Origin of the sequence: Micromonospora purpureochromogenes (assembly GCF_900091515.1) — a bacterium.
Classification (GTDB): Bacteria; Actinomycetota; Actinomycetes; order Mycobacteriales; family Micromonosporaceae; genus Micromonospora; species Micromonospora purpureochromogenes.
This window is the reverse complement of record NZ_LT607410.1, coordinates 5,990,301-6,007,624: the sequence shown is the minus strand read 5'-3', so window position 1 is coordinate 6,007,624 and position 17,324 is coordinate 5,990,301. Positions and strand designations below refer to the sequence as shown.

Annotated in this window: 12 protein-coding genes; 6 read left to right on the top strand and 6 right to left on the bottom strand. The window is 66.5% G+C overall.

Going from position 1 to position 17,324, the window contains the following annotated elements:
* Window positions 1-46 precede the first annotated feature (46 nt).
* A complete protein-coding gene (locus GA0074696_RS27420; RefSeq protein WP_088963750.1) occupies window positions 47-1,525 on the bottom strand; it encodes an ATP-binding protein in 1,479 nt (492 codons plus the stop codon).
* A 337-nt stretch (window positions 1,526-1,862) separates the two neighbouring features.
* Here GA0074696_RS27420 and dcm point away from each other — a divergent pair, with 337 nt between their 5' ends.
* Window positions 1,863-3,812, top strand: a complete 1,950-nt coding sequence (gene dcm, locus GA0074696_RS27415) for a DNA cytosine methyltransferase (protein ID WP_088964846.1) — start codon at window positions 1,863-1,865, stop codon at window positions 3,810-3,812.
* 18 nt (window positions 3,813-3,830) lie between these two features.
* On the opposite strand, the gene GA0074696_RS27410 is transcribed toward dcm, so the two are convergent.
* On the bottom strand, window positions 3,831-5,135 hold the full coding sequence (locus tag GA0074696_RS27410) for an ATP-binding protein (RefSeq protein WP_088963749.1): 1,305 nt from the start codon (window positions 5,133-5,135) through the stop codon (window positions 3,831-3,833).
* Between the two features lie 49 nt (window positions 5,136-5,184).
* Complete coding sequence (locus tag GA0074696_RS27405; RefSeq protein ID WP_197700787.1) at window positions 5,185-5,583, bottom strand: very short patch repair endonuclease; 399 nt, start codon at window positions 5,581-5,583, stop codon at window positions 5,185-5,187.
* 460 nt (window positions 5,584-6,043) lie between these two features.
* Here GA0074696_RS27405 and GA0074696_RS27400 point away from each other — a divergent pair, with 460 nt between their 5' ends.
* The 5 genes from GA0074696_RS27400 to GA0074696_RS27380 all read left to right on the top strand — a co-directional run bounded on the left by GA0074696_RS27400 (window position 6,044) and on the right by GA0074696_RS27380 (window position 13,607).
* Complete coding sequence (locus GA0074696_RS27400; protein ID WP_157746129.1) at window positions 6,044-8,962, top strand: Z1 domain-containing protein; 2,919 nt, start codon at window positions 6,044-6,046, stop codon at window positions 8,960-8,962.
* Entirely contained in the window at window positions 8,955-9,950 is a 996-nt protein-coding gene (locus GA0074696_RS27395) for a PD-(D/E)XK motif protein (RefSeq protein ID WP_157746128.1), read from the top strand. Before GA0074696_RS27400 ends, GA0074696_RS27395 begins: the two co-directional genes overlap by 8 nt.
* Window positions 9,947-11,902, top strand: a complete 1,956-nt coding sequence (locus GA0074696_RS27390) for a hypothetical protein (RefSeq protein WP_088963745.1) — start codon at window positions 9,947-9,949, stop codon at window positions 11,900-11,902. Before GA0074696_RS27395 ends, GA0074696_RS27390 begins: the two co-directional genes overlap by 4 nt.
* On the top strand, window positions 11,899-12,792 hold the full coding sequence (locus GA0074696_RS27385) for a hypothetical protein (protein WP_088963744.1): 894 nt from the start codon (window positions 11,899-11,901) through the stop codon (window positions 12,790-12,792). The genes GA0074696_RS27390 and GA0074696_RS27385 overlap by 4 nt, the downstream gene beginning before the upstream one ends.
* A gap of 68 nt (window positions 12,793-12,860) precedes the next feature.
* A complete protein-coding gene (locus GA0074696_RS27380) occupies window positions 12,861-13,607 on the top strand; it encodes a hypothetical protein (protein WP_088963743.1) in 747 nt (248 codons plus the stop codon).
* Between the two features lie 359 nt (window positions 13,608-13,966).
* On the opposite strand, the gene GA0074696_RS27375 is transcribed toward GA0074696_RS27380, so the two are convergent.
* The 3 genes from GA0074696_RS27375 to GA0074696_RS27365 form a co-directional block, all read right to left on the bottom strand.
* Window positions 13,967-15,175: an MrcB family domain-containing protein gene (locus tag GA0074696_RS27375; RefSeq protein ID WP_172894476.1), complete on the bottom strand. Its 1,209-nt coding sequence runs from the start codon at window positions 15,173-15,175 to the stop codon at window positions 13,967-13,969.
* 271 nt (window positions 15,176-15,446) lie between these two features.
* Window positions 15,447-16,253: an inositol monophosphatase family protein gene (locus tag GA0074696_RS27370; protein WP_088964845.1), complete on the bottom strand. Its 807-nt coding sequence runs from the start codon at window positions 16,251-16,253 to the stop codon at window positions 15,447-15,449.
* Window positions 16,250-17,302 (bottom strand): DUF5919 domain-containing protein, encoded by a 1,053-nt coding sequence (locus GA0074696_RS27365; RefSeq protein ID WP_088963741.1) that lies wholly within the window; start codon window positions 17,300-17,302, stop codon window positions 16,250-16,252. Before GA0074696_RS27365 ends, GA0074696_RS27370 begins: the two co-directional genes overlap by 4 nt.
* Window positions 17,303-17,324 lie beyond the last annotated feature (22 nt).

Below are 17,324 nucleotides of genomic sequence, written 5' to 3'. Positions count from 1 at the left end.
TGGCCCTCCCCGTTGATCTGATGTGTGGGCGGCGGCGGTAGGGCCGTCAGCGTTGTTGCCAGAAGCCGTCGAACTGGTCGAAGGGCGGCATGAGCGCGAGTCGCTCCTTCGCCTCGCGAGGAGTCCGGCCCTGGGCGACGAACGCGGCGTAGATGCGGTTAGCAACATCGCCCACCTCCTTGGGTGCCGCTCCGAGGAACGGCTCGGGGTCGTCCGCCACGTCACCGTCGTGCATGATCCGCAGCGCGGCCACCGGGACGGTCTCTTCAAGCAGCCTGATCAGGGCCTTGGCGTCGACAGCCGCATCGGGACCGCCCTGCATCACCTCCCGCACCAGCGGATGGTCGCGGTTGATGCGGCACCGGATGCTGCCGTCGCGTTTGTCCACCCGCCAGGCGTAGATGAACTCGGCGCCGTGCTCTCGGGCGGCGATCCGACCGCGGTGACTGAGCACTTCTGCGGCCCTGCTCCGGGTGGCCGTGCCGATGCGCTGGAGATGACGCCGGACACCCACCGGAGGCACCGCCGTGGACTTCCGCACATCGATGGCCCACTCGGCGTCGGCCTCGGCGGGTACGTCCACGACGATCCGCGCCAGGTTGTACCGCTCGTCACGTCGGAACCCGCGGATGCCGAGCCAGTCGCCAGCGAGAATCAGCCGGTCCCGTCGGTACACGTAGAAGCCCTGCTGGTCGAGCCAGCCAGCGGGTCCGGCGGCGTGCTCCTGCTGCTCGGAGTCGAGCTTCTTGGGATGCGGCAGGATGAACGGCTCGATTCGCACGGTGTGCGAGCCGACGGGCAACTCCTCGGTTGGAAGCCGCTGGACCGACGGATGACCGCTGAGGAACGGATCCCACGCCTTCACCGGAGTTCCGTTGACCGTCATCGTGATCCGGTTTCGCCCGGCGAGGAAGCGGGCGAAGACCATCCCGAGATGCTCCTCGACGCGAGTCGCCTCAGCGTAGAACTGCTTCTGCGCCCGAGCGTCGTCCGTTGTGAGGCCGTCGACGTCGAACCGGTGCAGGCTCCGCCAGATCACCGTCGTACCGGCGCTGTTGTCCTGGCGCAGCTGGTCCAATGTCGTCGCGGTCTCGTCGTCGGTGCCGTGCAACAGGCGCCACTCGCTGGTTGCCGACACGACCCCCAGGTCCCACGTGCGGACGGCCGCTTCCGCGCCGGGCTCGGATCTCGTCGCGACCGTCAACCGGGCGGCCTGTGAGAACGAGGCGCTCTTCAGGCCCATGCCGAAGCGGCCCAGGTCCTCGGAGACTCGGGCCTTGAAGGAGCCGCGCGCCGCCACGGTCATCGCGCTGACGAGGTCTCCGGTCGTCATGCCTCGGCCGTCATCCAAGACCGCGACCCACGAGGCTGGGCCCGCCCAGGTGAAGAAGACGTCGATGCGCCGGGCCCCGGCCGAGACGCTGTTGTCAACGAGATCCGCCACGGCGGCCTCGACGCTGTACCCGAAAGACCGCAGGGAGGTGATGGTTCCGGCGGGATCAGGGTTGGCGATGTCATAGCTCAAAGCAGGTCGGCCCCCGTCAGTGCACGGAGCTCTCCGGCGCCGCACGTCGCATCTGTTGCTGTCGGCACGGTCGGCGCCCACCGGAGCGTCGGTGTGACATGGAACCGCGACGAATAGCGGGAGTATAGGGAGGTGAGGGGTCGCTCACAGAACGCCGAAGGTCCTTTTCTGCTACTTGCGATACTTCGACCCGTTCATCCTCGCAAATTCAAACCGTACGGACGAAAGTTGCTCGGTCAACGGTCCCGCAGGCGAGACTCAGGACGCCGAGAAACGACAGGACGACGCCGTGCGGGGGTTCGGTCGGTCGGGTCCCTTGGCGGTAGCCTGCCTGATCGTGACCCGTGAAGACCAGCCTGCCGCCCCCGTCCGTCGCCGTGGGTACGGGGTCAAACTGGTTCGTGGTCCTTTCGTCCGGCTGGCACCGCACAGCGACGCCTGCTCCGAGCCCGAGGAACTGGTCTCCCTCGCTTCGAAGCTCAGAGCTGAGGGTGGACGCCTCGCCGCTGACCTGTTCAGTGGAGCCGGCGGCCTGAGCCTCGGCCTCCAGGCTGCCGGCTACGACGTCGTGCTCGCGGTTGACCACGATGAGGAAGCGATCGAGACGCATCGCCACCACCACGGCGGCCTCAGCGTTGATTGGGACCTGGGCGACCCCGACCGGGTGCAACAGGTCGCTGAGCTGATGAGGGCCGCCGGGATCGAGCTGCTCGCCGGTGGCCCGCCCTGCCAACCCTTCTCAAAGGCGGGGCGTTCAAAGATCCGGCACCGGGTCCGCCAAGGGCTTCGTGACCCGCGCGACGAGCGCCGGGATCTGTGGCGCTCCTTCCTTGAGATCGCCCGCACCGCTCGCCCCCAGGCCGTCCTCATGGAGAACGTGCCGGACATGGCGTTGGACAAGGAGATGTTCATTCTCCGCACCATGGTCCACGAGCTCGAGTCGATCGGTTACTCCGTCGAGGAACGGTCGGTGGAGACTTTCCGCTATGGAGTTCCTCAGTTCCGCCAGAGACTGATCCTGGTGGCCCTGCAGGAGGGCGCAGCCTTCACCTGGCCCGAGGAGCAGCGGGAGAGAGTGACCGTCTGGAACGCCATCGGGGACCTCCCCTCGGTCGAGGGGGGATGGCGGCCCGAGGGCGGCGCCGAGGGATGGAGCGACTACGAGGGGCCCCAGAGCGAGTTCCAGCGGCGGATGCGCCAAGCCGTCCCCGTCGGCGACGAGCACAAGGTCTTTGACCACATCACCCGGCCGGTCCGCGAGGACGACGCCCGAGCCTTCGAAGCCATGGACCCCACCACGCGTTACCGCGACCTTCCGGATGAGGTCAAGCGGTACCGCGAAGACATCTTCGACGACAAGTACAAGCGACTCGACGAGAACAACCTGTCGCGGACCATCACCGCGCACATCGCCAAGGACGGCTACTGGTACATCCACCCTCGGCAGAACCGCACCATCACCGTTCGTGAAGCTGCGCGACTGCAGACTTTTCCGGACTGGTTCCGCTTCGCCGGTCCGCCGTCCGCGGCGTTCCGTCAGATCGGCAACGCCGTGCCGCCACTGCTCGGGGAGCATCTTGCCCGTGCGGTGCGCGCGGCTCTCGACGATCCCCGTCCGGTGGCGGCCACGACACAGGACGTGGCCGCGATGCTCGCTGGCTGGTTCGACAGTGCCGCGGTACGCGGCCTGCCCTGGCTGAGGGCCGAGACACGCTGGCAGGTCATCCAGGCCGAGATGCTCCTCGACCGCGCCCCCGCCGAGGTCGTGCGTTTCATCTGGCCGCTGCTTGCACGGTGGCGCGAGCCGCAGGATACGGTGCTGGCGGAGGCCGAGCTCGTGGAGATCAGCAAATGGGCGTCCCGGCCACACCGGGCCGGCGCGATCCTGGAGCTGGCCGGACGCCTGGCCGAGAATCCCGAGCTGCTCCGGGAGGACGACGAGCTGCGTCAGGTGCCAGGACTGACGGAAGCTGTGGCTGACCTCGCCATCCTCACCGTTCCCGCTCGCGGCGAGGAGGACTCCGAGGAGCCGGTTCTTGTGACCAAGGGGGTGCTGCGGGTTGCCGCCCGCTTCAGCGGCGACCCCGTTGACCGCCGCAACCGGCTCACGGACGGCCGACTCGAAATTGCGCGGATGATTGGCGCCGACAGCGACGCACGGCGAGCACACCTCGGACTGGTGGAGCTGGCGAACAGCCTCTGCCGCCCCGTGGAACCGGAGTGTAACGCCTGCCCTCTGCAGAAGCTGTGCGCCGAGTCCCGGGCGGATCCGCTGCGGCTGTTCTGATCCGCGACTGCCGGCCGCTCAGCTGTCGAGACCCAGCGCTTGCGCGATCTCCGGCGCCTCCCTGCACAGGGAACCCGCGATCCGCTGCCACGCGTCCCACTCGCCGGCCTGCATCGCGGCAGCACGGAGCGCCAGTCCAGCAGTGGCCGTGGCTTGGATGGCCACGCGCATGTCGGCGGAGGCGTTGAGATCCGCCGGCACAGGCTTCGCCTTCGTGCGTGCGCTCCGACGGTAGGCGTCGTTTGCGTAGATGCAGAGCTCGTTGACCGGTGCCTCCAGCATCTGCCGAAGTTGGGCGGGCAGGGCCACCTTCATCTTGGCCACGTTGATGTTGAAAGCCGAATCGAGGTCGGTACTGAAGTCGAGGGAGGCCCGGGCCATCTTCGTATGCTCGTCGATGCCACGAATGGCGCTCCAGCCGCCCCACTGCACGAGTCGGTCCGCCCGGTAGACATAGAGACCCTGTTGCCTGTTCCAGTTCAGCGGACCGGACAGCCGTTCGAACTCGCTCGTACTGGAAAACCGGTCCCGAGAAGGAAGAATGAAGCGTCGGAGATCCACATGACCTGAGACATCGCCCACCGTGATCTCAAAGCGCTGTGCGGGGAGCTCGGACCGGCCGGCCTCCTCTGGTGCGAAGGGGTTCCACGCCCGCACCTTCTGACCGTTGACGGTGATCACCAGCGGAGTTCGCCCAGCCGCTCCCTCGAGGAACCGGTGGAACACGATGCCGAGGTGCTCAGCCGTCTTCGCCGCCAACGCTTCGAGGCGTCGGCGCGCCCAGCCGCCCTCGGGTCGCTTCTCCGGCAGCACACGGTCGAGGTCCCGCCAGAGAACAACCGTCCCAGTGCCCTCCGCGAGCCACTGCTTGGCTCTGGCGACATCGGGGTCGGCACCGGGGTCGACCACGACCCATTGGTCCCATTCCTCGACCACATCCAGATCAAGAACACGAGCGCACGTCCGCACTACATCCGGCGTGTTGCGGGAGATCACCGCCACAGATCGGCACTGCGACAAGGACGCCGTCTTCAGGCCCAGTCCATAGCGGCCGAGTTCGCCTTTCGTGTAGGCGCGACGCGTACCCAGCCGGAGCCCCTCAAGCAGGGCGCCGGGGGACATGCCATGCCCGTCGTCAGCGATGTAAACCCGAGACCTCGATCCGGCGAACTCGATCATGATCTCGACTCGGGTCGCGCCCGCGGCCACGCTGTTGTCGACGATGTCCGCTACGGCGGTCGGAAAGTCGTAACCGATGTCGCGCAGCGAGCCGGTGAGGCGCGCAGCCGAGGGTGCTACGTCGAACCACGCCTTGCTGGGCATCCGCCAACCTCCGTCAACTCGTTCCTGGTGACGACCAGGATGTCACAACTTACGTGGCGGTCTTCGAAACGACAGTTGGGGTGGTTCGCAGATGCCGCCATGTCCGCTCGATTTCCTCCGCGACAGCTGCCGGATCCTCGTGCTCCCAGAAGTGCCGGACCTGCCAACCCAGCCTTGACAGCGCCGCATCCTTCTCCCGGTCCCGCTCAACGTTGCGGCGCAGCTTCGCCTCCCACCACTCCCGGTTGTTCTTTGGCATGACGCCGTGCTGAGGGCACCGGTGCCAGAAACATCCGTCAACGAAGACGGCCAGACGGGCTCTGGTGAAGGCGATGTCTGGACGTCCCGGTAGGGCCGGGTGGTTGACCCTGAACCGCAGACCTCGGCGGTGCAGCTCTCTCCTGATGAGCAACTCCGGCTTGGTCGAGGCGCGGCGCATCAGCCTCATCTGATTGGAGACCGCAGCGCTCAACGGCGCCGGCCGGCGACCAGCAGGCGACCCATCAGAACTCGCGCTCATCGCCCTGACCTCTCACACCAGCCAGCTGCCCCGGATCCTTCGTCACGCCGTCATCCCTATCACCTCGCTGGGACAGCTGAACAAGTGCCGGACCTGTGCTGATTGCATCGATGGAACGGTTGGGGCGGACGACTCGACGTGATTTTCGGCGACCTGCTGTCCGACAACCGCTGGCTGGAGATTGCCGGCACAGAGGCTGCCACCCGCACCCTTAGTTGCCTCAGGCGATCTCATCGTCCGGGCCTATTGACAGCGCAGGAAGACCAACGGTGGACTGGCCGAACAGGTGACTACTCGGGGTCCCGCTGGCAGGACTCCCGCCTGTAGTGTCCGGGGACCGCCAGTGGGGAGGTGGGGACAATGCTTCCTGGATTGGACATGCCGCAGCGTGGCCGGACCGGAGCGGATGATCACGGCCGCGCTGGCCGCTCTGCGCTCCGGCGAGCACATGGGCGTGGTGGTCGACTTGCCGATGGTACGTGCCGCCGTCGGGCCGGCCGCCCTCGGCGAGGCGCTGATCGGCGAAACCGAGGAGAATGTCGACGGACTTATCGACCGCCTGGTGCGCGAAGCACCCGAGCAGGCTGTAGGCCGGCTCTTGCGGCGGGCGGGACCGATGAGTAGGAGAAAATCAAAGTTGGCCGAGCTCGTGGCCGACGACGAGTTGCTCGATCTCGTCGCGCAGATTGCGCGATCCGTCTACGGTGGCGGAACCATCGAGGCGTTGCGCCGTCAGCTCGGCCGTTGGGTGCCGGTGGACATCCTCGACCATGCCGTGCTCACCTTCGAGAATCAGAGCGGGCGGATCCGCGAGCTGCGTGATCCCCGCTCCCTCGTGGACAACGAGAGGCTTACCGGCCGATGGTACGCCGGCCCTCAGCCCGGGGACGTCTTCTGGCCGGCCCTGCAGCAGCGACTGGCAGAGTCAGGCCTGCGGGATGATCCTCTCAACTCGATCAACGCGTCATCCACCAAGATCGTGTCGTTGCTCCCGCGGCCCGGGGACGCTGAGATCAGCGCTCGCGGCCTCGTTCTCGGGCATGTGCAGAGCGGCAAAACCACCAACTTCATGTCGGTGGCAGCCAAGTTGTGCGACGTCGGCTATCGGCTTGTCATCGTGCTGTCCGGCATCACGGACAACCTGCGTTCGCAGACCCAGCAGCGTCTCGAGAGAATGCTCGTGGGCGACGCCCACGGCCGATGGCATCTGTTGACCGGCAGCTGGTCGGACTTCGACGCCAATCCTCGGAACGCGGCCAACCTGCTCGGCAACCCTGAGCACCGGCTGCTTGCGGTGGTGAAAAAGAACCCGTATCGGCTGCGGCGGCTGGCCGAGTTCCTGGACGCAGCTGGCACTGTGCTGCGGGACTGCCCGGTCGTGTTGATCGACGACGAGGCGGACCAGGCAAGCATCGGTGTCGGGACCCGTGGTCGCCAGTCAAAGATCAACTCGCTGATCCGAAGAATCCTGAACAAGCCGAAGGTCGCGTACGTGGCGTACACAGCCACGCCCTTCGCGAACCTCCTGATCGACCCGTCGGTACCGGACGACCTGTACCCTCGCGATTTCGTCGTTGACCTACCGTGCCCCGAAGACTACTTCGGCGCGGAGACCATTTTCGGACGTGACCTGCTCGCCCATGAGGACGGCAAGCCCGACCAGGGCCTCGACGTGATCCGCCAGGTGCGAGACGACGAGGTGCCAGAGGTTCAGCCGCCACGGGGCCGGGACGCGGTCGACGGCTGGTACCCGACGATGCCCGCCAGCCTGGTCGCCGCGCTGCGATGGTTCATTCTCGCGACCGCCGCCCGACGCCACCGCGACGGCGTCCCCACCGACTCGACGATGCTCATCCACACTTCGATGCGCGCGGCGGCCCACCAGCGCCTCGCGCTGTGTGTCACAGCCCATCTGGAACGACTGACCAAGGACCTGCTTCAGGGTGACCGGGTCGCCTGGGACCAGCTTCGACAGGACTGGCGGACCGAGACTGAACGGCTCCCGGCTGCCGAGATGGGGCTGACACCCGTCCCGTGGGAGGACGTCGCCAGCCACGTCGTGCCGGTTGCCGATGACATCCGCGTCGTCATCGACAACTACCAGTCCGGCGACCGGCTGATCTACGGGGATGCCCCGGTCACCGCAATCGCCATCGGCGGTAACACCCTCGCCCGCGGTCTGACTCTCGAGGGCCTGGTCTGCAGCTACTTCGTTCGTGCAGCGTCGGCCTACGACACCCTCCTGCAGATGGGCCGCTGGTTCGGCTATCGACCCGGCTACCAGGACCTGCCGCGGATCTGGATGACCAGCGAGCTCGCCTCCTGGTTCATCGATCTGGCAACGGTTGAGGCGGAGATACGCCAGCAGATCCGCCGCTATGAGGACGAACACCTGACGCCCCGGCAACTTGCCGTGAAAATCCGCAAGCACCCGGCTCTGGCGGTGACTTCGGCAGCGAAGATGCGCGCTGGCATCACAGTCAGGAACAGCTACAGCTGTCAGGTGGCACAGACGATCAAGTTCAATCACAGGGACCGAGACTGGCTGGACCACAACATCTCGGCAGCGGACCGGCTCCTCCAACGGGCTGCGGCTGCACCCGGCGTGACCGAGGTGACGGCGCGGGCCGGCCGTCGTGCGCTTCACTCGGTGCATGCCGACGAGATACTGGCGTTCCTCGGCGACTACCGGTTCCACGAGCGTAGCCCCCACCTGCGCCCGGAGGCGCTGCGGGACTACCTCCGAAAGCAGAACGCCCACGGGGCGCTTCGGGCCTGGAACGTCGTGGTGATCGGCCAGGAACGCGATCGGGTCGGTCGCATGAACCTGGGCGGTCGGGAGGTCAATCTCATCAACCGCAGTCGGCTGAGGACGCCGGACGCCTATGCCGACATCAAGTCATTGGTGTCGACCTCGGACCGGGTGGCCGACCTTCCAGGGACGGTCGCCGACATTCGGGCGCAGATCGACGGCGACCCCACCGACGAGCGGCTGAGGATCTTCCGCGACGGAAAGCTGGGGCCCGTCGGCCTGCTGTGCCTGTACCCGATCAGCAAGGATTCGGCGGACGAGACCCACGCCAAGGGAAAGTACCCACGGGTCGACCTCCAGGCTGAACGGCACGTCATCGGTGTTGGCCTGTTCTTCCCTGAGGCGTGGGGGCCGGAAGAGCAGGACTACGTCTCAGTGGATCTGTCCGACATTGCACCGCCACCTGAAGAGGTTGACGTCATCGACATCGAGGAGCTCGATGCCGAGGACGAACGGGCTGGCGAGGAGACACCGACAGGCCGAGCCGATGGCTGACCGCGCGGAGACCATCTTCGGGCTGCTCGAGCAGACCGGAGTCCCGACCGACCTTCGCGTACGACACAGCGACACCCGGGTAGCTGCCGGACCGGTCGTGCACGGAATCGACTCGCGCGGCCGACGCCATCTTCTGGTGCCCCTGACAGAAGACGAGCGGGCAGTTGAGGACACCAGCAGCCGGGGCGTCATCCTCACCACCCGTCCACTGGTCGAGGCATCTGGCACGTCCATCCGGTACCTCGACGTCGTCTGTGAACTGGCCTACCTGCACGACCTCTTTGCGGTACTTGCAGACGAGATGACCGAACGGCTCACAGCCGACTCGGCGCAGCCCGGCTTCGTCTGCCTCGCAGTGCTTGAGAGGTGGCGGGAACTGCTCTCACCGGGCACGAGCGCACTGCTGGGCACAGAGGCACTCACCGGGCTGCTCGCGGAACTGCATTTCATGGAAGAGCTTGCCGAGCGGGATCCCCACGCTGCCGTGCGACTGTGGACTGGGCCGGACGCCGCGCGCGCGGACTTCGCCGGAGCCGGCGCGAGCGTTGAGGTGAAGGCCACAAGCCTGCGCGAGCGACTTCAGGTCGAGGTCCACGGCATCGGGCAGCTCGAGGAACGGCCGGGCACCTCGCTCTACCTCCGTGTGGAACAGGTCGAACGCGACGACGCGGACGGCGACAGCGTTCCGGATGCGATCGACCGGCTGCTGAATGCAGGTGCTGACCGTCATGCTCTTCTCACCAAGTTGGCCTCCCTCGGCTACCGAATCGCCGATTCCTCCGCCTACAGGCAGGTTCGCTTCGGCCTCCGGCAGCGGCGGACGTACCTGGTCAATCATCCCGAATTTCCTCGAATCGTGCCGCGGTCCCTCACCCATCCGGAGGTCCTGGATCATGTACTGCGCATGAGATACTCGCTCGATCTGACCGCCGTGCCGGGGCTGATCAACACGGGCCCCGTGATCGACCACCTGTTGGGCAAGTCGTGACGTCGCTCAACATGTTTGCCGAGCCGTTCGCGCCCCACGGCGGCATCGATGCCTACTCCGCTCGCCGCACACTCGGTACCTTTTCGATGGATTTCTGGCAGCTGTTCCTGCGGGAAACCCTGCAGAACAGCTGGGATGCACGAGCGAAGGTCACCGGTGCAGTGACATTCGCCGTCGATGCCTGGCGGCTGAACGGCGCACAGTACGACGCGCTGAGGTACGAGGTTCTCCGCGAACGGCCGGCGGGTTCACGTGTCGACGGACTCCTTCGCGGCGAAGCGATCGACGTGCTCACGGTCACTGACGTGGGCACCCGGGGCCTGTGCGGCCCGACCCGCGCGGACCTGGCGAGCACAGGCAGGCGAGATTTCGTCGACCTGGTACGCAACATCGGGCGCGACCCTGCCAAGGGCTACGAGGGTGGGACCTATGGCTACGGCAAGGCCGTTCTGTTCGAGGCGAGCTTCTGCGCCACTGTCGTCATCTTCACCCGCACCCTCGTCGACGACAGACCCACGTCGCGCCTCATCGCGATGGCGTTGACGCAGCCATACGACCTCGACGGTAAGCGGTTCACCGGCCGACACTGGTGGGGCATGCCGGACCCGGAGACCGGCGCCGAGCCACTGACCGGGGAAAGGGCCGAGCGGCTCGCGCTCACGCTGGGCATGAACCGCCTGCAGCCCGGCACGACCGGGACGATGATCATGATCCTCGCCCCCCGGATCGAAGAGGACGACAGCTTGCGGCAGGTGGTCGAGGCCCTCGGTCATGCGGCCGCTGACTACGCGTGGCCCCATCTCACCGCGCCGACCGGTGCACGGCCGAGGTTGACCGTCCAGTTCACCTGCAACGGTCAAGCCGTACCACCGCCGGGCCCGGCAAGGGACCAGCGCCTGAAACACTTCGTCGAGGCCTACCGTCGTTGCGAAAAGGTCCTGGATGGGACCGTAGCGCCGTCCAGCGGTTATCCCTGGACCGTCCAGGAGGTCCAAGGCTCTCGACCGGTAAGACGTCTAGGGATCCTGGCATGGCGGACCCACCTGCCGGGTGCCGCCGGTGCACACGAGCGGGCAGATGCTGAGATCGCCCTCATGCGGGAACCACGCATGGTCGTTGAATACCGCAATGTCACGCCGGACTCTTCAGGACAGGCCATCACCGGTGTGTTCATCGCCGATCCGGCACTGAACGACGACTTCGCGGCCGCCGAACCACCGACCCACGACCGGTGGCAGCCCCGCCGGGCGCAGCGCCAGCGGTATGCGAGGAACCCGGTGAGCCAGGCTCTCAACCGTATCGACCTGGTCTTCAAGGATCGCCGGGGCGCGGATCGCGCGGACACCGTCGAGGCGGGAAACCGTCCGGGAATCACCCGGCTGGCGTCACTGCTCGGTTCCCTGCTTGACACGCAGCCCGGTGGCACCGATCCGCGCATCCCTGCACCCGGTGCCAGCAGCCGGGCGGATGATTCTCGGTTCGCATCACCCGATGGACGGTCCACCACCGGTTCATCGACGGGGACGGCGGGGAGGGCGTCCGGATCCGTGCATGACGGTGGACACGCACAGACTGGACGCGCAGGTCCCACTTCACCACCCCGGCGGGGCAGCGTCGCTGTCCGCTTCCACCCGCAGGCGCGGCTCGCTCTGATGCCCAACGGCATCCCGTGTGCCGATTTCGCCGTCGACCTCGACACCCGGTCAGCCGGTGGCGGCGTCGTCCTCGTCGCCGAGCCACTCATCGCCGTGACGGACGGCCGGCCGGAGAAGGCCGACGATGGCACCACCGTCACGGTCATCGGATGGCGCAGCAGGGACACCGGCGAATTTCAGCCCGGAAGCCGGCTCACGGTCACCCCGGCGACCGCCAGCGCCTGGAGTATCCGGGTCACCCAGCCGACGGACGCCGCTGTGACGGTCGCAGTACGGACGGAGGTGGGAACGGCATGACCAGCCGCCCGCTCAGCGTCGGGTTCTTGCTGCCGGCTGACGATCGCCTTGTCGGCGGAGAAGCCACCATCACCTCGATCGACGGCTACACGATGCTGGCTGACGAGGTGATCCCGGAGTGGGACTATTTCAAGAATCTGACGGTGCAGTGGCCATTTGCTGTCGACCTCGCCGGCTTCCTGAACGACTGCAGCCTTACGAGCAGAGCGAGGCTCCGCGGCGTCCTCGCCTGGCAGGCCTCCGGCACCGGGATGCGGGGCGCAGGCCCTGTCGTCGCCATCACTGACGGTGAGAATCTGGTTGCCGCCGACATTCCCGGCCACGAACTCGGTGGCGCGCTCCACCTACGTCTACGGATCGTCCTTGCTGAGACGGACCCGGGTGCCGGCCCGCTGGCGCCGCGCCGTCCCGGCAGCATCCTCTGGCAGGACGCCGCGAGCGTCGTCCTAGAGGGGTCCGGCAGCCGGTTCCCCGTCGTGCAGACAAGCTTCGCCAGCTCCGGTATTGCCGACGGGCGACCCGCCATGTGGTACCTCAGCTGCGGGACAGATCTGGACTCCTCCGATACCGGCAGCATCCGGCTCTACCTCAACACCGATCACCAGGCCATCACTTCGCTGCTCAACTCGCCCGACGGTGAGCGCTCACGGGTACTTGCGGACTTCATGCGTTACGACGCGGCCCGGCAGCTCGTCCTGCACGCCATCGGCCACGACGACTTGGACCTCGACGCCGGATACGAGCCCGGCACACTTGGCGATCTGCTTGGGAACCTCCTGCGCCGCTGCTTCCCGTCGGGAACTCTCAACGAGTTGCGCGGCGACCGCGAGAGCGATCCTGGTGAATTCGAGGCTCGCATCCAAGCCGCGCTCGGGGTGGTGAACGGGTGAACGTTCTGTGGGCCTATCCTCGCCTTCCTGCTGGCATCGCTGAGGAGCTTCTGTATACCCACTCGGCCGTGGAGACCGTGCAGCTCACGGCGCAGGCGGACACCGCACACAGCCGCGCGACGTGGTATCCGACGGCGCCAAACCGAGTTGCGCCGGAGAAGCTGAGCGAGCTGCAGCAGATCGTGCGAAGGATCGCGCGAGACAATGGCTGGCCGGGAACACTCTCCCGTCACGCCGCCACAGAATTCGACCGACAGTTGGCCGCCGAACTGTACAGGCAGATGCGGATCCTGCCGGCTGACGCAGCCTCCGAGGAGGTGTGGTCTTTCCTCAGCCTGGTGCTGCTGCCGGATGTCGCCTTCTGGCGGTGGCCCAATCCGGAGAGGAAGCCAAGATACGAACGGATCCTCGGCCAACCGCGCAACGTCTTCCGCCGCCTCTGGCACAGAGTCCACGTTCTAGGAGAGGACCTGGGCAGCATGTTATTCGAGGACGAGGCCGTTGGCTTGCTCGAGCGGCCCTCGCTCGGCGGCAACCCTCGTACTGCACGAGCGATCGCCGTTGCCCACCTTGCCACGGCCGAACGGTTTCCCGAGGTGGCCCGCACCAGTCTGCTACGCGTCGCGGCACTTCGTCTCCGTCGCGTGGGTGTCCTCGTGAGCATGGAGGCGCTCGACGATCTGCAGCTGACTTTGCTGATGAACGAGGTTTTCAGCGGGGCAGTGCATTCGCTCGTCGGAGATATTGATGACCGGCACCAACCGCCGATGCAGCGCACAGCTCGTTCCCCGGTTATGAACCCGAACGACGAATAACGCGAGGCTGGCTGCCACACCTAGTCAATTTTTCGCATCAGATGGCGTGGTAGAGCAGCTAAACGGTGCCGCCAGCCCTACGAGGCGGATTGGCGGGCAAGCCGTGCGGGATCCAACCGTTAGCGACGTGCATGCCAGTACGTGCAAACTCCTTGGGCACGGAAGGTTGCCCGTCGGGGGGCCAGTAGCAACATCAGGATCGTGGAGGTCCGTTGCCCATCCAGCCCGGAACACGGTCAACCTCCGCCAGGACCGGAGAACTGACCTGAGCCGAGTGCTGGGGCATCTCAACTTTTCACCGCCCGCGCCGGGGACTGACCGTCCCGGCTCTGTAACCCTCAGTGGGGCCCGGTGTTGTGCTAGTTGATCATCTCATCCTGTGCTGGCGGACGGTATGCGTACTCGGTTGGGAACAGATCGTCCGGGCTGATGGCCCAAGGCCACAACCACCGCCCTTTGCCACCTAACGCGATGACGCCGTTGTCATGGCTGATCCGAATCTCCGATGCGATAAAGAGCGCGTGCTCGGCCTCGCAGCCCGTTGCAGGTTCGGTGTGCCGCACCTCTTTTGGGGTGAGCACCACTTCGTCACCCAGCGACTGGGTACCCTTTACCTCGACGTGCAGCGTGTGCCCGTCCGGGTGTCGGCATTCGAGGTCGTAACCGCGGTTGTAGGTTCCTACGCGTTCGACCTTCCACCCGCGCCTGCGCAGGTCCGTTTCGGCCAGATCTTCGGCGCAGACCTCGATCGCCTTACGAACGACGGGGTCGAGTAGGCGTCCCTGCCGCAGTCGGGCCACGCCTCGGCCCGCTCTGGCGGTTGCATGGTAGGGGCCGGGTCCAGTGGGCCTCGTAGCTTCAGCGGCATGTTCGTTAACCGGCTCGTGGTAGAGGGACGCCAGCAGGGGCAGCAAGTCGACGATGTCCTGAAGGAGTTGGCTGTCGGATGGCAGTTTCCGACTGACATAGGGGAGAGCCACCACAGTGCCGTCCTCATAGTTGCGAATGCGCTTGCGGCTCTCCGTACCAGACGACAGCTTCCTCCAAGCCAGATCGATTCCGCCGCCGTCCACTTCGTCGACTAACGTTCCCGCGACGTTTCGCAGCAGGCTCCGTGCTTCCGCCGAGCGCGCGACGAGCACTTTGCTGTCCGCGACTGGGCGAAGCTTCCCGGCACGGAACTCGCTTGTCCCTTGCATCAGGGAGAGGTAGGCCCGTGAGCCATCAGCCGCGAACAGGTACACCAGGTAGAAGCCCTCGTGCGCTCTCGGGGCATGATGCCTTGAGAAAATCCGCACCCAGGGGACAGGACCGTAGCTTCCATGGCGGCCTCCAAGCTCGACGTCAAGGTCTAGGTGCTCAAGACCTAGGGACGATGCGACCGACCGGAGTAGGGCCTTCAGAGCCTCAGCGATTTCTTTCGTTGCCCTGTCCCTGGCTTGCATCGCAGGACAGCTATCGCGCGAGTACTGGTAGGCCAAGTCCAAGACCTCTTGGAGCAGGTGCCGCAGTCCGTGCTCGTCCTCCGTCATGCCGGAGTCGGCGTCGAGGTCATGCGGGAGAGACATGACCGAGAGCATAGAGATCCTCCGCAAGCGCCAAGACCTAGCAGCTTTTCCCCGACCGCCCGCCCTCGCTAAGGCAGACATCCCAGCCGTCTTCCTGCAGCACCTCGATCAGCTCGCCAATGCCCAGCACAGCGAGACCAGCGCAGACGACCAGAGACAACGCTCCCGGCTGAGTCGTACCAGCAGCCTGACTTGCTTGGCCGGCCGTCAGGCGGTTCCATTGGCGGCTTGCCCTAAGGCAGTCCGGGCGGTGCCTAAGCCGTCGGGCGGATCACTGAACGACCTCTACCGTCGAAGCCGCCTTCCGGTAGGCAGCGAGCACAGCCCCGGCGAGCGCAGGCGTTGCTGCGAGCGTCACGGCGGAGTTGACGTCGTGGTAGGCACCGTCTTGATCGATAACAGCGGCTCCCGATTCCCGCGCAATGACGACCCCGGCCGCCATGTCCCACGCATGGTTGGACAAGGTCAGCGCCGCGTCGAGCCGGCCCTCCGCCAGCCACGCCAAATCGAGTGCGGCGCTCCCAGTCATGCGTACGCGCTGCACCTCGGCGGCGAGCTGGGCGGTCAGGGCGAGGCGCAACCGGTTTCTTGCCTCGGCGTCCGGACCTACGGCGTAGTCCCCGATGGCAACGATCGCCATGCCAAGATCCCTGGTGCTGCTGGCTCTGATCTCCTGTCCGTTCGCGGCGGCGCCATCGCCCTTGGCCGCGGTGTACCGCGATGCCAGGAAGGGTAAGTCGATAACGCCGAGTACGGCCTCGCTCCTGTGGACGAGCGCAAGCGAGACGGCGCACAAGGGCAGACGCCGAACGAAGTTCGCCGTGCCGTCGATCGGATCGAGGATCCACTGCATCTCGGCCGAGCCGGTGCGCCCTTCCTCCTCGCCGAGGAATCCGATGTCAGGCGTTTCGGCGCTGAGGAACGCCCGCATGTCGCGTTCGATCGCGTAGTCCAGCTCCGAGGCGAAGTCGCGGTCACCCTTCACCGTCAACGCGCCTGGGAACCTGTGCCGCATCGCCTCCGCGGCGCGGTTCACGGCCTCGACTGCGATCGGCAGCAGCTCCCGGTATTCGCTCACAGCCGCCGCCCGCGCTGCCATTGCGACTCGAAGACCTGCTCGAATACCGGGTACAGCCCCCTGCCTCGCGGGTCTCGGTGGATGACGAAGGCGGGAGAGTCCACTCCACGGCTCTCCGTCAGATACGGCTGCGCCACACACAGATCGTCCACGAGCATGATGTTGAAGCGAAGCGTCTCGTCGTACGTCGCCAGCCCCATGCTGTCCCGCAGGTCGGCGGGAAGCCGGTCGCGGACCCGAAACAGCGTCTCGATATTGACTTTGGTCAGCGCCGACAGTTGTCCGGGCGCGAAGCCTTCCTCCACCTCCCGAGCTTGGATAGCCGAGCCGGCGGGGTCGAGGAACAGGCAGCGAACCTGAGCGCCGTTCTGCAGGAGACCGTTCCAGCGCCGGTCGGCGTAGTCCTGGCAGAGCATGTTGAGGGACAGGCCAACCGCCCGAATATCCAGGGCACCGTCGAGGAGCTGGTCGGCCGGAAGGCGGGCGGAGAGCTGAGACCGGCTGGGGTAGACCGCCGTCAGGCCAGCGAGGCCATCAGAGGATGGCGGGACTGGGCCTTGGCCCAGCGCCTCGAGCGCGAGCATGACGTCCCCCGGTGGCGTCTCGCTGGTCTCCCAACGCAGCACCGCCTCGGCGCTGGGTCGCCAGCCGAGGTGCGAGGCCAGCACATCGGCGAAGCTGTCAGGGGTCAGCCCGGCAGCGGCGCGGACGGCAGCCACTCGCTGACGCGCGATCGCCCCCAGATCCGACCGAGTCGCGCCGGCCGGTGGCAGTGCCTCGCCGATGTGGAGCGCCGCGACGAACCGGTCGCGAACGTCGGTGCCCGCCTTGACTAGCGCCGTGTCGAGTGCGGCCTGCATCTCCGGACGCGGACGAACGCCATCCTGCCCGGCCTCCCACTTGGACACGGTCCGCTCAGCAACGCCCAGGTGCGCCGAGAAGTCCCGAATACTCATCCGTAGGGCTTGGCGCAGCGCTCGCGTTTCCCGGCCGGTCCACCGGTGCACGGTCGTCATCGTGCCGCCTTCGATCACGTCGAGATCGGTCATCGGGCAGCCTAGCGCCAGTGGG

Coding starts and splice junctions, on each gene's coding strand:
- GA0074696_RS27410 (WP_088963749.1), bottom strand. CDS start 5,135: ATGCCCAGCAAGGCGTGGTTCGACGTAGCACCCTCGGCTGCGCGCCTC.
- GA0074696_RS27405 (WP_197700787.1), bottom strand. CDS start 5,583: ATGAGGCTGATGCGCCGCGCCTCGACCAAGCCGGAGTTGCTCATCAGG.
- GA0074696_RS27395 (WP_157746128.1), top strand. CDS start 8,955: ATGGCTGACCGCGCGGAGACCATCTTCGGGCTGCTCGAGCAGACCGGA.
- GA0074696_RS27385 (WP_088963744.1), top strand. CDS start 11,899: ATGACCAGCCGCCCGCTCAGCGTCGGGTTCTTGCTGCCGGCTGACGAT.
- GA0074696_RS27375 (WP_172894476.1), bottom strand. CDS start 15,175: ATGTCTCTCCCGCATGACCTCGACGCCGACTCCGGCATGACGGAGGAC.
- GA0074696_RS27365 (WP_088963741.1), bottom strand. CDS start 17,302: ATGACCGATCTCGACGTGATCGAAGGCGGCACGATGACGACCGTGCAC.